The organism is Brevundimonas sp. Bb-A (genome assembly GCF_009394735.1).
Classification (GTDB): domain Bacteria; phylum Pseudomonadota; class Alphaproteobacteria; order Caulobacterales; family Caulobacteraceae; genus Brevundimonas; species Brevundimonas aurantiaca.
Genome location: NZ_CP045456.1, coordinates 1,521,639 through 1,534,407, shown reverse-complemented (window position 1 = coordinate 1,534,407; position 12,769 = coordinate 1,521,639). Strand labels below are relative to the sequence as shown.

Here is a 12,769-nt window from a genome sequence, read left to right as displayed (position 1 = left end):
TCACGAGAGATTCGCCCCATGACCGACCGCCGTCCTCTGCGCGCCGCCGCCCTGCCCCTCCTGCTGGGCGGCGCCCTTCTGCTCCAGGGCTGCGTCGCCGGCGCCGTGGTCGGCGGAACCGCCGCCGTCGTGGGCGGCGCGGCCAAGGCCGGGGGCGCGGTCGTCGGCGCCGGCTTCGACGCCGTCACCACCTCGGACGAAGAAACCCGCGCCCGCCGCGAACGCGAACAGCGCGACTACGAACGCGAGCAACGCCGCTGCGAACAGCGCCAGAGGCAGGGCAAAAGCTGCTGAGGTCTCGACGGGTTTCGGAGACCCTGCGACCACAGTCGCCTACAGCGATAGCCGCGCCGTTCCACACCCCTCGATTTATTAGATTGCACGTGAGCGCCTTATCCCGATATTCATAGATCGGGGACACGAGGGGAATACCGTTGACCGACAGTACCGATGACGCGCCGACGCCGGCGCGCCCGCTTACCGACGCCCTGGGCCCGATTTCAGATCCCGACGAAGGCGCCGAGAGTCTGGTGTTCACCACCACGCTCCAGCCGTCGAAATTCCTGGGCCTCAGCCTGAAGAACGGGCTGCTGAACCTCGTGACCCTGACCCTCTGGCGGTTCTGGGGCAAGACCGAGGTGCGTCGCCGCGTCTGGCGCGGCGTGCGGCTGAACGACGAGGCCTTCGAATACACCGGGCGCGGGGTCGAACTGTTCGTCGGCTTCCTGCTGGCCCTGGTCGTCCTGGGCGCGCCCTTGTTGCTGGTGGTCTTCGGCGTCCAGTTCCTGCGACCGGAGCTGGCCGCCCTCCTCATCCTGCCCTTCTATGCGTTTCTGTATTGGCTCTGGGGCTTCGGCGTCTTCAGCGCTTTTCGCTATATGGCCAGCCGAACGACCTGGCGCGGCATACGCTTCCGACTGACGGGTTCCGGCGCCAATTACGGCCTACGCTTCCTGGGCTATCTTCTGCTCACCAGCATCACCTTCGGCTGGTTCTGGCCGGCGGCCGAACGCAAGCTGGCCGGCTCGGTTTGGGGCGGAATGCGTTTCGGCGACCGCAAGATCGCCTTCCAGATGGGCCGATCCGAAGGCGAGAGCCTGTACGGTCCATTCGCCATCGGCTGGCTCGGCACCGCCGTCGGCTATATCGTGCTGATTATAATCGTCGGCGTGGCGTTCGCCGCCTTCAGTCACGCCGGTCTGCTGCCCGAACCGGGAACCGCCGGACCGCCCGACGTCGTGTTCATTCTCGGGATCTACGGCCTCATGGCCCTGCTGGCGCCGATCTTCATGCTGATCTGGGCCCCCTACCACGCCGCCAAGCTGCGCGCGATCGCTCGCGGGGTGACGATGGACAAGGCCGGCTTCACCCTGAAGGTGAACGCCCTGCCCCTGTGGTGGCTGATGCTCAGCAACCTTTTCCTGATCATCGTCACCCTGGGCTTCCTGATGCCTTGGGCCCAGGCGCGGACGGCGCGTTTTCTCATCACGCGGCTGAAATCGGACGGCAAGGCCAAGGTCGGGCTGGCGCACCAGACCGGCCGCGGCCCTGGATCGGGCGAAGGCCTGGCCGACGCCTTCGGCTTCTCGGCGATCTGAGGTGGACGGCCGCTTCTACGACGGCAAGAGCGCCCGGTCCCATCCGGCCGTCGTCTCCGTCGATGCAGAGGTCGTGACCATATCGACGGAGGAGAAGGAACGTCGCTGGCCGTCGAGGGGCCTGTCGGTGGCGTTCGAGGCGAACGAGGCCCGCCTGTCGCACAGCGCCGAACCGGACGCCCGGCTGGTCGTGTCCCGATCCGACTGGACCCTGGCGGGGGGTCTGCTGGCCAAACAGACCGCCCGCCGCGACCGCTCGCGCGAGCGACGCCTGGCCGTGGCCCTCGCCGTCGTGGCGGCGGCCGTGACCGGCTTCGTCTTCATCGGCGTACCGGCCCTGTCGGGTCCGCTCGCCCGGGCGACGCCGGTCGAATACGAGGGCAACATGGGTCGAAACTTCGACCTGCAGATGAACGCCCTCTTCCCGCGCTGTGACGGCGAGGAGGGTCAGGCCGCGCTCCAGGCCATGACCGAACGGCTGGCCTCCAACGCCGACACCGTGTTCGACATCCGCATCCGCGCCGTCCAGGCGCCGATGATCAACGCCTTCGCCCTGCCCGGCGGCTCCATCGTCGTCACCGACGACCTGATCCGCGCGGCCGACACCCCCGACGAGGTCGCGGCCGTGGTCGCCCACGAGATCGCCCATGTCGAAAAACGCCACGTCATGCAGGCGGTGTGGCGCAATCTCGGGTTCGGCCTGATCCTCGACGCCGTGGTCGGCGGCGGCTCCGGCGCGGGCCAGCAGGCGGTGATCCTGGCCGGTCAGGCGACCGACCTCAGCTACGGTCGCGCGGCCGAACACGAAGCCGATGAACGGGGCCGCGCCCTGCTGCACGAAGCCGGTTTCAGCTCGAAGGGCATGGCCGCCTTCTTCGACCGCCTGTCGAAGATGGAGGATCAGAAGCTGGCCGAGGCGGCCGAGTTCGCCGCCACCCACCCGGCCTCCGGCCGTCGCGCCCGCGAGGCTCGCGCCGCCGAACGCCCCGGCGCCCCCGCCCTGTCCGCGGAGGACTGGCGTAAGGTCAAATCGGCCTGCAAGGCCAAGGATCCGACGCTTCGCGTGATCCGCCGCAATCTGGGCCTATAGGCTCAGCACACACCGCTCGTTGATCGTCGGCCGCGCTACCTGAACCCGGCAAAGCCCCGGCCAGTCCGGCTTCAGGGTCTTGGCGAACCACAGGCACAGGTTCTCCAGGCTGGGCAGTTCCAGCCCCTCATGCTCGTTCAACATGCCGTGGTCCAGCTTCTCCGCCGCCGCCCTCAGCGCCCGATCCAGCGCGCCCAGGTCCGCGACCCAGTTGTGCTCGGCGTCCAGGGTCTCGGAGCGGATCGTCGCCTCGACCGTGAAGGAATGGCCGTGGACGCGGCGATAGATGCTGCCCTCGGGTTCGTTGGGGAAGTGGTGGGCGGCGTCGAAGGTCGCCTGTTTGGTGATTTCGAAGACGGGCATTAGCGGACGCCGATGTACTTGTGGGTCTGGACGCTCAGGCGCCACTGGGGATGGGTCAGGCAGTATTCGATGGCGGCGGCGGTGTTCTCCGCCTGGTCGGGGCCGTCCATGGGCTGGAGCCAGAATCGTTCGAACGCCAGGTGTTCGAACCGCTCCGGCAGGGCCTTGGGCTGGGGATAGACCAGCTTCAGCTCCTGGCCCTTGATCTGGATCACGTCTGCGTCCGCCTTTGGGCTGACGCAGATCCAGTCGATCCCGTCGGGCGCCGCCAGGGTGCCGTTGGACTCGATGGCGATCTCGAAACCGCGTGCGTGAAGGGCCGCAATCAGCGGCGCATCCAGCTGCAGCAGGGGTTCTCCGCCGGTGCAGACCACCAGTTTCGGATCGCCGTCCCGGCCCCGCCACATCGCCGCGACATGATCGGCCAGCCGGTCCGCCGTCGCGAACTTGCCCCCGCCGTCCCCGTCCACGCCGACAAAATCCGTATCGCAGAAGGTGCAGACGGCGCTCGCCCGATCCTGTTCGCGCCCGCTCCACAGATTGCAGCCGGCGAAGCGCAGAAAGACCGCCGGCCGCCCCGCCTGTCCGCCCTCGCCCTGCACCGTCAGAAAGACTTCCTTGGCCGAATAGGTCACTTCGAAGCGACCCATTCCGCATGCCCCGCCGCGCGCAGCTCGCAGGCCGGACATTGGCCGCAGCCATAGCCCCAGGCGTGGCGATGCGTCCGATCGCCCTGATAGCAGGTGTGGCTGTCCTCAATGATCAGCTCGACCAGGGTTTCGCCCCCAATCCGCTCGGCCAGGTCCCAGGTCTGGGCCTTGGTCAGCCACATCAGCGGGGTCTCGATCACCACCGGCTTGTCCAGCCCCAGCGACAGGGCCCGCGCCATGGCCTCCATGGTCTCGTGGCGACAGTCGGGATAGCCGGAATAGTCAGTCTCGCACATGCCGCCGACCAGCACCTCCAGCCCGCGCCGATCCGCCAGGGCCGCAGCCGCCACGAGGAAGATCAAGTTGCGCCCAGGGACAAAAGTGGTCGGCAGGCCGCGCGCATCCATCTCGATCTTGCGGTCGGCCGTCAGGGCGCTTTCGGCGATCCGGCCGTATCCGGTCAGGTCCACCACATGGTCGTCGCCCAGCCGGTCGGCCCATTGCGGCAGGGCCGTCTTCATCCCCGCACGCACCGCCTGGCGCGCCTTCATCTCCACGACGTGACGCTGGCCATAGTCGAAGCCGACCGTCTCCACCCGCCCGAACCGCTCCAGCGCCCAGGCCAGACAGGTGGCGCTGTCCTGCCCGCCGGAGAAGAGAACCAGGGCCGATGTCGTAGACTTTTCCAGGATGACGCTCATGACGAATCTGCGGTCGGCCGGTCGGCCGCGCGCATGCACAAAGGGATGAGGACCTCAGATGGGGTCGGGCGGGCCTTCTACACCAGACCCGCCCCCGGCGCAAAATCCTGAAACAGCCGGCGCCCGCCCCTGAGATGACACCGAGGGTACAGGCCGAAACTTTCTGATCCGGCTTAACTAATCGGCAAGCGCTACTGGTGCATATGGGAGGCGAGTAAGGAGTTCCAGGCAGTATGCCGACGATTGAGACCCTTTCAGAACAACCCGAGCCGGTAGGTCCGTCCACGCTCGGCTGCGAGGTTTTCGCCCGGTTCGAGCGCGAACCGGACACTTTGGTCATACCTGTCGTAGAGAACGACCGCCCCCTGGGCCTGGTGGAACGCACCACCTTCATACAGAAGATCGCCGGCCGCTTCGGCCACGCCCTCTACGATCTGCGCCCGATCACCTTCGCCATGGACCCCGAGCCGGCGGTGGTGGAAGGCGACGCTGAAATCGACGCCTTCAGTGAAATCCTGCTGAGGGGCGGTCCCGCCGCCCTGCTGCGCGGCTTCATCGTCACCAAGAACGGCCGCTATCACGGCGTGGGCACGGCTGCGACCCTGCTCCGCAGCGCGACCGACCGCCAGCGGCGCCACGAGGCGGAGCTGGCCAACCAAGCTGCAGCCCTCAACGACACGCGCGCCCAGGCCCTCATCGCCGCTCGCGCCAAGAGCCAGTTCCTGGCCATCATGAGCCATGAGCTTCGCACCCCGATGAACGGCGTCTTGGCCGTCGCCGAACTGCTGCGCCGCCAGCCCTTGAGCACGACGGCCCAGGCCCATGTGCAGACCATCGTCGAATCGTCCGAAAACCTGCTGCGCATCCTTCAGGACGCCGTCGACCTGGCCAAGGCCGAGGCGGGAGAGCTGGAGTTGACCCCCGTCGCCACCCCGCTGCGGGCCGTGATGGACGACGTCCAATCCCTATGGGAGCCGCGCGCCTCCCAGGACGGCGTGACCCTGCTGGTCGGCTACGAAGGCGACACGGAGCTGGCCGCCGTCATCGACGGAGTCCGCCTGAAGCAGGTGTTCAACAATCTGATCGGCAATGCGCTGAAATTCGCGCGCAATGGGGTGGTCGAGGCCGGGCTGAAGGCCTGGGTCGACGGCGACCAGGTGCGGATGGAGGCCCGGGTTCGCGACGACGGCCCCGGCGTCGACGCCGACCGTGTGGATTCCATCTTCGAACCCTTCGTCCACGGCTCGGGCCCGGACGGCGCCGGACTGGGCCTGTCCATCTGCCGCCAGGTCATCGAGCGTATGGGCGGTCGGATCTGGGCCGAGAACAACAAGGGTCGGGGCGCAACCTTCGCCTTCGACATCACCGCGCGCCGCGCCGCAGCGGTCGTCGAGCCCGCCTCCAATGTCTCGAGCCTGCCAGAACTCGATCTGAAGTCCGCGCCCCACGTGCTGATCGTCGATGACAACGCCACCAACCGCGTCGTGGCCCAGGCCTTGTGCGAAATGTTCGGCTGCAGTTCCGAACTGGCGGAGGACGGGCTGGAGGCGGTCCAGGCGGTTCAGGAAGGTCGCTATGATCTGATCCTGATGGACATCAAAATGCCGCGCATGGACGGGGTCCAGGCGACCCAGGCCATCCGCGCCCTGGGCGGCGAGGTGGGACGCACCCCCATCGTCGCCCTGACGGCCAACGCCGATCCCGAAGACGCCAAACACTATCTGTCCGTCGGCATGGCCGCCGTGGTGGAAAAGCCGATCAAGCCCGAGCGCCTGCGCATGGCGATGAACGCGGCCCTCGTCGAGAACAAGGGCGAGGACGAGACGCAGACGTCGGCGCCGGCCCCTCGCCGGGCGCGGCGCTGATCGCTCAGTCCGGCCGGACCTCCAGCGTCTCTTCATCCTCCTCGTCATAGCCGACCAGGCGCAGCGCGCGCGCCTTCTGGCCGTTCAGTTCGGCCCAGCGCAGAAGCCCCTCCTCCCGGCCATGGGTGATCCAGACCTCGTTGGGTTTCAGCTCCTCGAAGGTCGTGACCAGTTCCTCCCAGTCGGCATGGTCGGAGATGACCAGGGGCAGCTCCACCCCCTTCTGCCGGGCGCGCGCCCTTACTCCCATCCAGCCCGAGGCGAAGGCCACGACCGGATCGGCGAACCGCCGGGACCAGCGATCCTGCACGGCCGACGGCGGCGCGACCACCACCTCGCCTCCCAGCGCCCCCTTTGGGAGATCGCGCGTCGGCAGGATCGGCCCCAGATCGACGCCCTCGCGCTCATAGAGCGCGTTCAGCCGCTCCATGGCGCCGTGCACATAGATGGGTCGGTCCCAGCCCGCCTCACGCAGCGTGCGTATGATCCTCTGGGCCTTTCCCAAGGCGTAGGCGCCGACCAGATGGGCTCGGTCAGGAAACTGCGCCAGCGACCGAACCAGCCGACCGATCTCATCCTGCGCCGGCGGATGGCGGAATACAGGCAGGCCGAAAGTCGCCTCAGAGATGAAGACGTGACAAGGCACGGGTTCGAACGCCGGACAGGTCGGATCGCGCCGCCGCTTGTAATCGCCCGACACGACCATGGTCAGACCCTTCCAGCGCACCTCGACCTGGGCGGATCCCAGGACATGGCCTGCCGGAAACAGCCGCAGCTCGACCCCGTTGATCGCGGCCCTCTCTGCGTATTCGACCGCCTGCTCCCGCGCCGTAAAGGCGTCGCCGTAGCGCTCGGCCATGATGGCCAGGGTCTGGCGCGTGGCCAGCACGGCGCCGTGCCCCGCCCGCGCATGATCGGAATGGCCATGGGTGATCACGGCCCGATCCACGGGGCGCACCGGATCGACGTAGAAGTCGCCGGGCGGGCAATAGAGGCCGGCCGGCGTCGGATGCAGCAGATCTTCGGGTCGGATCATGGGGGCGTAACGCTCTCGACGCCGTCGGGTCGCCCCGTCATACAGAAGACTGTCACCGACTCCACGGACGCCCTTTCGCATGCACGACAGTTTCGTCGACGCCATCCTGCCACAACTCGCGGCGGGCGCCGCCCACACGGGCGCTCTGGGCTTCATCTTCGACGGGCTTCATGACGGCGCGCCGCGCATTCGGGTTCCCTGGCGGCCCGACCTGGTCGGCGATCCTGACACGGGGGTGCTGGCCGGGGGGCTGGTGATGACCCTCTTGGACCATATCGGCGGCCTGGCCGTCTGGACCGCCATGGACGCCTTCCACCCGATCGCCACCCTGGACCTGCGGGTGGACTATATGCGCGCGGCCCGGCCGGGCGTGGACCTTTTGGCCCAAGCCAGCTGCTATCGTTTAACCCCCACGATCGCCTTCGTGCGCGGCTGGGCGTTCGAGGACGATCCCGCCGATCCGGTTGCGGCGGCTCAGTCGGCCTATGTGCTGAACCGCTCGCGCAGCGCCAAGCCGGCGCCCGCAGGAGACGTCGGCGCATGAGCGAGCTTCTGGATCGGCTTCCCTACGCCCGCTTTCTGAACCTCCAGACCCAGATGAACGGCGACGAGGTCACGGTGGTCATGCCCTTTGCAGATCAGTTGATCGGCAATCCGATGCTGCCGGCCCTGCACGGCGGCTCAACCGCCGCCCTGTTGGAAATGACGGCCATGGCACAGATCGCCCTGGCGTTTCCGAGTTCGCGCCTGCCGCGGCCGATCAACGTCACCGTCGCCTATCTCAGGACCGGCCGTCCGGTCGACGTCTTCGCCAGGGCCGAGATCAGCCGCGCCGGCCGGCGGATCGCTCACGTCCAGGCTGAGGCGTGGCAGGAAAGCCGGAGCCGCCCCATCGCCTCCCTGACCGCGCACTTCCTTCTGGAGGAATCCTAGCCTTTTCAAAGACTTTTGCTTGAGCTGAGGAAGGCTGCACTACGCATGCGCACCAGAACGCCTCCCCGCTCAACAATGATCGATTAGGTTAACAACATACTACCAGAAGCGGTTAAGCCGTGTTAGGATTCATCCATTGTAAACCTTGTTTGAGGGGCTTCCCAATGGACCGTACTGAAGTCATCGCCGGCGTGGCTGCTGATCTGCACGCCACGGAACACGCTATCGACGCCGCCATCGCTCAAGCGACGACGCTGGTTCAATCCTTCATCAGCGCGCGCGCCGACCTCTCGCTGTCGCCGGTCGCCGCCACGGCCTCGCAAGCCAAGGCCATGGAAACCATCGCCGCCCTCGCCGCCGCGCGGGAGTCCATCGTGGCGTGCCACGGCGAGTTGCAGAAGGACCATCGCCGCCTCGGCTTCGGAACCTACGCCGCCGGCCCGATTGGCAAGCCCGACGACTGGCTTGACCCCAAGGACACGCGCAATCATCTCCGCTCGGTTGCATGAAATTAAGTTAAGGTTAGGCCTCATTATCACTTAACCTAACATCGCCTAAAGTCGCCCCCTTCGCGTAAAACGCTTGGGGGCGACAATTATGGTAAACATGATGTACGCCGTCATAGGCGCCGTTTTCATGGTTACGATGGCGCTTTTTGCGCTGCTTAAGGGCGGAAATACTGAAAAGGCGGGCGCCAGCGCATACCTGATGGCGTGGTTTGCTTCGCTTGTCGTCCAACAGGAATCGCCCCGCGCCGATCAGGCTCCCCAGGGCGTCTTCTTCATCGACCTGATCCTGCTGGCCGTGTTTGCCGTTCTCGCTTTGAGATCAAACCGCGCTTGGCCCGTATGGGCCGGAGCCATCCAACTTCTCACAGTCCTGTGCCACCTCATCCTGCTGATGAACGGCCGGACGCCGGTCAGCGCGCTGTTCACCATCATGAACCTGAACGGCTACCTCATCATCATCTCCATCACCGTCGGCACCTTCTGGGCCTGGCAGGAACGGAAGGCGGCGACCGAGCATCAGCTAGGTAGAAATTCCTAAGCTCTCACTCTAGGCTGGGCCGACTCATTGTCGGGAACGCCATGCCTCTGTCCCACGCCAAACTATGGAAGGCCGTCGACGCCCTGGCGCGGCGCGAGGGCTTGTCGCCGTCGGGGTTGGCGCGGCGGGCCGGGCTGGACGCCACCAGTTTCAATCCGTCCAAGCGGTTCAGCGCCGGGGATCCGCCGCGGCCCCGCTGGCCCTCGACCGAGAGCCTGACCCTGGTTCTTCAGGCGGCCGGCGTATCCCTCGCCGACTTCGCCGCCTTGGCCGACGACGCGCCCGCCACCCCGTCGACCGTGCCCCTGCTCGGCCTGGCCCGCGCGGGCCTGGACGGCTTCTTCGACGAGGCGGGCCTGCCGACCGGCGAGGGCTGGGACCAGACCGAACTGCCGCGCGTCAGTCCCACCACCTTCAGTCTGACGATCAGCGGGGATTCCATGGCGCCCCTGTACCGCGAGGGCGACCGGGTGATCGTCGACCGGGGCGACCCAGCCGTGCGGCGCGGCGACCGGGTCGTGGCGCGTCTGACCTCGGGCGAGGTGGTGGCCAAGGAGCTGACGGCGCTGAACGCCCGCAGCGCCACCCTGTCCTCGATCAATCCCGACTATCCGCCGCGGGTGGTGCCCCGGCGCGACATCGAATGGATGGCCCGCATCCTCTGGGTCAGCCAATAAAAGACCCCGCCCGGCGAACCGGACGGGGTCTGGGCTCAAACGGCGAACCGCGAGCTTGGCGACCGTTCCAGCGGGATCGACGGGGGGAGGAACGACCCCGCTGGCGCGGTCTTTCGGGGCGCGACCTCAGCGGGTCACATAGTTGGCGTTCACCCAGCCGCCGCCGGCGATCTGGATCCAGTCGCCCTGGCGAGCGACGGCGGTGAAGGGCTGGCCGGCCGCCAGGCTGCCCGACTGACGGAAGCCGGTGCCGGGGCCGCTGCGGATCCGCAGAGTGGTTCCGGCGCGATAGGTGTTGGCGTTGGCCTCGGCTGCGACGCGGGCGCGCTGCTGGTTGCAGCCGATATAGGAGCCGGCCGCCGCGCCGGCGCCGGCGCCGACGATGGTCCCGGCCGTGCGCTCGTTACGCGCCAGGTTCGAGCCGACCACCCCGCCGACGACTGCGCCGATCAGGGCGCCCGCGCGCTGGCGACCGCCGGGGGCGTCGCAGTTGGTCACGCCATTGGCCTGGGCCTGGGCGGCCATGGGGGCTGCGGTCACCAGGGCGGCCAGAGCCGCAGCCGTGGCCAGACCCGTCTTCAGAAACTTGCTCGACATATTCATCTCCTGTCATCGGGTTTGCCGATGAGGGGAGAATGCCGAGCTGAACCTGAAGGCTCCCGGAGCTTCGCCGTTATTTTCCGTTCATCTTAAGGGACGCTCGGCGCGTCGGCGTTCGATCAACCGCCGCGCGGCCTCGACGTCACGCTCGACCAAGTGTTTGCGGCGCAGAAATTGGAAGTCCATCACCCGGGCCCACAGGTGCAGCAGCCGGTCCTGAGTGACGAAAACGGTCAGCGCCTCGACCGTGGGCGGTGCGCCCCAGGCCTGGGCCAGTTTCGACAGATGGTCCACCGTCGCATCGTCGGGCAGGGGCTGGCATTCGACGATCCAGTCCCAGCTGCACAGCTCCGGCCGCGCCTTGATCAGCGCCAATGTCGCCGTCAGCACCTTGTCTGCGGACCCGGCCGAAACCAGGTCCATCCACAAGATCCGCGCCTGTTCGTCGATCTCGTACTGCACGTCGCCTCCCCGGCCACGTCGCCATACAAGCCCTTCGCGGTTAAGAAATATTACCTTGCGTCAAGCCTGCGCCAGTTCGCCGCGCGCGCCCTTTTTGATCAGGTCGATCGTCTGCGGCAGGCCGTAGATGGCCGCAAAGGAGCCGAAACGCGGTCCCTGGCTGGCGCCCAGCAGCACTTCGTACAGCGCCCCAAACCAGGCTCGGAGCGGCTCGAACTCATGCGCCTTGCCTGCTGCATAGACCTCGTTCTGGATCAGCTCGCCGTCGGTCGTGTCCGCCGGCAGGGCCTTCAGCCGCTCCGCCAGGTCCTCCAGCGCCGCCTTCTCCTTGTCGTCCGGCAGGCGATACGACTTCGAGGGCTTCACGAAGTCCTCGTAGTAGTTCAGCGCATGGTCCATCAGCCGGTCCAGAAGCGGCTGGTTCTCCGGCGTGGCCTCGGGCAGATATTTGGCGAAATAGGCCCACAGCTGCGCCTTGGTCGAGGCGTTCGCCACCCCCACCAGGTTCAGCAGCAGGGCGAAGGACACCGGCGAGGTATGGGTCGGCGGATCGCCCGCATGGATCGACCAGACCGCATTGTCGATCCGCTTGGCCGGCTCCTGGGTCTTGTAGCTTTCGATGAAGGCCAGATAGTCGTCGATGGCGCGCGGAATGACGTTGAAGTGCAGGCTCTTGGCCGACTTCGGCGACTGGAACATGTACCAGCTCAGGCTCTCCGGCGTGCCGTAGCGCAGCCATTCCTCCATCGTCAGGCCGTTGCCCTTGGACTTCGAAATCTTCTTGCCCTCGATGTCCAGGAAGAGCTCGTAGTTGAAGCCTTCCGGCGGCGTCCCGCCCAGGGCGCGACAGATCTTGCCGCTCTCGCGCACGCTCTCGATCAGATCCTTGCCCGACATCTCGTAATCGACGTCCAGGGCGGTCCAGCGCATGGCCCAGTCCGGCTTCCACTGCAGCTTCACATGGCCGCCCGTGACCGGCAGCTCGGTGCGCCCGCCCGCCGGATCGTCGAAGACGATGGTCCCCTTTTCGACGTTCCGCTCAAGCGTCGGGACCTGCAGCACATGGCCCGTGATCGGGCTGACCGGCAGGAAGGGCGAATAGGTCGCCCGCCGCTCTTCGCCCAGGGTCGGCAGCATGATGGCCATGACCGCGTCGAACCGCTCCAGCAGGGTCAGAAGCGTCGCGTCGAAGGCGCCGGACCTGTAGGTCTCGGTCGAGCTCATGAACTCATAGTCGAAGCCGAACGAGTCCAGGAACGCCCGCAGCCGCGCGTTGTTGTGCGCCCCGAAACTGTCGTGCGTGCCGAACGGATCGCGCACCCGCGTCAGCGACAGGTTCAGGTCCTCGCGCAGCATCTCGGGGTTCGGCACCCCTTCCGGCACCTTCCTGAGGCCGTCCATATCGTCCGAAAACGCGACCAGCCGCGTGGCCCAGTGGTCGCCGGTCAGGGCGCGGAAAGCGTTGCGCACCATGGTGGTCCGCGCCACCTCGCCGAAGGTGCCCATGTGCGGCAGGCCCGAGGGCCCGTATCCGGTCTCCAGCAGCACCGGCTTCTGCAGGGCCTCGAACTTCGCCAGGGCCTCGTCGGCCTTGCCCGCGTCGATCAGCGCCCGCGCCTCGGCCCGCTCGCTCTCGCCCAGCCGTTTCTTCAGCACATGGGCCAGCAGATTACGGGCTTGTTCGAACGGCCAGGACTTGGCCTCGCGGGCGAGGGTTTCGAGGTTCTGAAGCATGGCGGCGGTTTGA

General features: G+C 67.0%; 16 protein-coding genes. 9 read left to right on the top strand and 7 right to left on the bottom strand.

Going from position 1 to position 12,769, the window contains the following annotated elements:
- Positions 1–18: 18 nt before the first annotated feature.
- The 3 genes from BSP_RS07585 (at position 19) to BSP_RS07575 (ending at position 2,688) form a co-directional block, all read left to right on the top strand.
- Positions 19–294 (top strand): hypothetical protein, encoded by a 276-nt coding sequence (locus tag BSP_RS07585; protein ID WP_152949823.1) that lies wholly within the window; start codon positions 19–21, stop codon positions 292–294.
- 140 nt (positions 295–434) lie between these two features.
- On the top strand, positions 435–1,598 hold the full coding sequence (locus tag BSP_RS07580; RefSeq protein ID WP_194167015.1) for a YjgN family protein: 1,164 nt from the start codon (positions 435–437) through the stop codon (positions 1,596–1,598).
- Position 1,599: 1 nt separating this feature from the next.
- Positions 1,600–2,688, top strand: coding sequence for a M48 family metallopeptidase (locus tag BSP_RS07575; RefSeq protein ID WP_152949821.1), 1,089 nt, complete (start codon positions 1,600–1,602; stop codon positions 2,686–2,688).
- Here the strand turns inward: BSP_RS07575 and BSP_RS07570 are convergent.
- From BSP_RS07570 to queC, 3 genes are read right to left on the bottom strand one after another with little or no spacing between them, the layout of a single operon-like run.
- Positions 2,683–3,051, bottom strand: a complete 369-nt coding sequence (locus BSP_RS07570; protein WP_152949820.1) for a 6-carboxytetrahydropterin synthase — start codon at positions 3,049–3,051, stop codon at positions 2,683–2,685. The two genes, BSP_RS07575 and BSP_RS07570, sit on opposite strands and share 6 nt — an antisense overlap.
- Entirely contained in the window at positions 3,051–3,686 is a 636-nt protein-coding gene (queE, locus tag BSP_RS07565; RefSeq protein WP_152951090.1) for a 7-carboxy-7-deazaguanine synthase, read from the bottom strand. Before queE ends, BSP_RS07570 begins: the two co-directional genes overlap by 1 nt.
- Complete coding sequence (gene queC / locus BSP_RS07560; protein WP_152949819.1) at positions 3,683–4,402, bottom strand: 7-cyano-7-deazaguanine synthase QueC; 720 nt, start codon at positions 4,400–4,402, stop codon at positions 3,683–3,685. Before queC ends, queE begins: the two co-directional genes overlap by 4 nt.
- A gap of 233 nt (positions 4,403–4,635) precedes the next feature.
- Between queC and BSP_RS07555 the strand changes: the two genes are divergently transcribed.
- Positions 4,636–6,267, top strand: a complete 1,632-nt coding sequence (locus tag BSP_RS07555) for a response regulator (protein WP_054765204.1) — start codon at positions 4,636–4,638, stop codon at positions 6,265–6,267.
- 4 nt (positions 6,268–6,271) lie between these two features.
- On the opposite strand, the gene BSP_RS07550 is transcribed toward BSP_RS07555, so the two are convergent.
- Positions 6,272–7,303: a ligase-associated DNA damage response exonuclease gene (locus tag BSP_RS07550; protein ID WP_054765203.1), complete on the bottom strand. Its 1,032-nt coding sequence runs from the start codon at positions 7,301–7,303 to the stop codon at positions 6,272–6,274.
- A gap of 79 nt (positions 7,304–7,382) precedes the next feature.
- Between BSP_RS07550 and BSP_RS07545 the strand changes: the two genes are divergently transcribed.
- From BSP_RS07545 to BSP_RS07525, 5 genes are all read left to right on the top strand, one after another.
- On the top strand, positions 7,383–7,847 hold the full coding sequence (locus BSP_RS07545) for a PaaI family thioesterase (protein WP_152949818.1): 465 nt from the start codon (positions 7,383–7,385) through the stop codon (positions 7,845–7,847).
- A complete protein-coding gene (locus BSP_RS07540; RefSeq protein ID WP_152949817.1) occupies positions 7,844–8,236 on the top strand; it encodes a PaaI family thioesterase in 393 nt (130 codons plus the stop codon). The genes BSP_RS07545 and BSP_RS07540 overlap by 4 nt, the downstream gene beginning before the upstream one ends.
- Positions 8,237–8,400: 164 nt before the next feature.
- The gene (locus BSP_RS07535; RefSeq protein WP_054765200.1) at positions 8,401–8,745 is read left to right on the top strand and encodes a hypothetical protein; all 345 of its coding nucleotides are present in this window, start codon (positions 8,401–8,403) and stop codon (positions 8,743–8,745) included.
- Positions 8,746–8,842: 97 nt separating this feature from the next.
- Positions 8,843–9,283, top strand: coding sequence for a hypothetical protein (locus BSP_RS07530; RefSeq protein ID WP_224761329.1), 441 nt, complete (start codon positions 8,843–8,845; stop codon positions 9,281–9,283).
- 41 nt (positions 9,284–9,324) lie between these two features.
- Positions 9,325–9,960 (top strand): helix-turn-helix transcriptional regulator, encoded by a 636-nt coding sequence (locus tag BSP_RS07525; protein WP_152949815.1) that lies wholly within the window; start codon positions 9,325–9,327, stop codon positions 9,958–9,960.
- Between the two features lie 126 nt (positions 9,961–10,086).
- Here the strand turns inward: BSP_RS07525 and BSP_RS07520 are convergent, their stop codons facing one another.
- The 3 genes from BSP_RS07520 to BSP_RS07510 all read right to left on the bottom strand — a co-directional run bounded on the left by BSP_RS07520 (position 10,087) and on the right by BSP_RS07510 (position 12,756).
- A complete protein-coding gene (locus tag BSP_RS07520) occupies positions 10,087–10,557 on the bottom strand; it encodes an SH3 domain-containing protein (RefSeq protein ID WP_054765197.1) in 471 nt (156 codons plus the stop codon).
- Between the two features lie 87 nt (positions 10,558–10,644).
- On the bottom strand, positions 10,645–11,022 hold the full coding sequence (locus BSP_RS07515) for a hypothetical protein (protein WP_054765196.1): 378 nt from the start codon (positions 11,020–11,022) through the stop codon (positions 10,645–10,647).
- A gap of 60 nt (positions 11,023–11,082) precedes the next feature.
- Positions 11,083–12,756 carry a lysine--tRNA ligase gene (locus tag BSP_RS07510; protein WP_152949814.1) on the bottom strand — a complete coding sequence of 558 codons (1,674 nt, stop codon included), beginning with the start codon at positions 12,754–12,756 and terminating at the stop codon, positions 11,083–11,085.
- Positions 12,757–12,769 lie beyond the last annotated feature (13 nt).

Coding starts and splice junctions, on each gene's coding strand:
- BSP_RS07545 (WP_152949818.1), top strand. CDS start 7,383: ATGCACGACAGTTTCGTCGACGCCATCCTGCCACAACTCGCGGCGGGC.
- BSP_RS07570 (WP_152949820.1), bottom strand. CDS start 3,051: ATGCCCGTCTTCGAAATCACCAAACAGGCGACCTTCGACGCCGCCCAC.
- BSP_RS07525 (WP_152949815.1), top strand. CDS start 9,325: ATGCCTCTGTCCCACGCCAAACTATGGAAGGCCGTCGACGCCCTGGCG.
- BSP_RS07550 (WP_054765203.1), bottom strand. CDS start 7,303: ATGATCCGACCCGAAGATCTGCTGCATCCGACGCCGGCCGGCCTCTAT.
- BSP_RS07555 (WP_054765204.1), top strand. CDS start 4,636: ATGCCGACGATTGAGACCCTTTCAGAACAACCCGAGCCGGTAGGTCCG.
- BSP_RS07535 (WP_054765200.1), top strand. CDS start 8,401: ATGGACCGTACTGAAGTCATCGCCGGCGTGGCTGCTGATCTGCACGCC.
- BSP_RS07585 (WP_152949823.1), top strand. CDS start 19: ATGACCGACCGCCGTCCTCTGCGCGCCGCCGCCCTGCCCCTCCTGCTG.
- BSP_RS07520 (WP_054765197.1), bottom strand. CDS start 10,557: ATGTCGAGCAAGTTTCTGAAGACGGGTCTGGCCACGGCTGCGGCTCTG.
- queC (WP_152949819.1), bottom strand. CDS start 4,402: ATGAGCGTCATCCTGGAAAAGTCTACGACATCGGCCCTGGTTCTCTTC.
- BSP_RS07530 (WP_224761329.1), top strand. CDS start 8,843: ATGATGTACGCCGTCATAGGCGCCGTTTTCATGGTTACGATGGCGCTT.
- BSP_RS07510 (WP_152949814.1), bottom strand. CDS start 12,756: ATGCTTCAGAACCTCGAAACCCTCGCCCGCGAGGCCAAGTCCTGGCCG.
- BSP_RS07540 (WP_152949817.1), top strand. CDS start 7,844: ATGAGCGAGCTTCTGGATCGGCTTCCCTACGCCCGCTTTCTGAACCTC.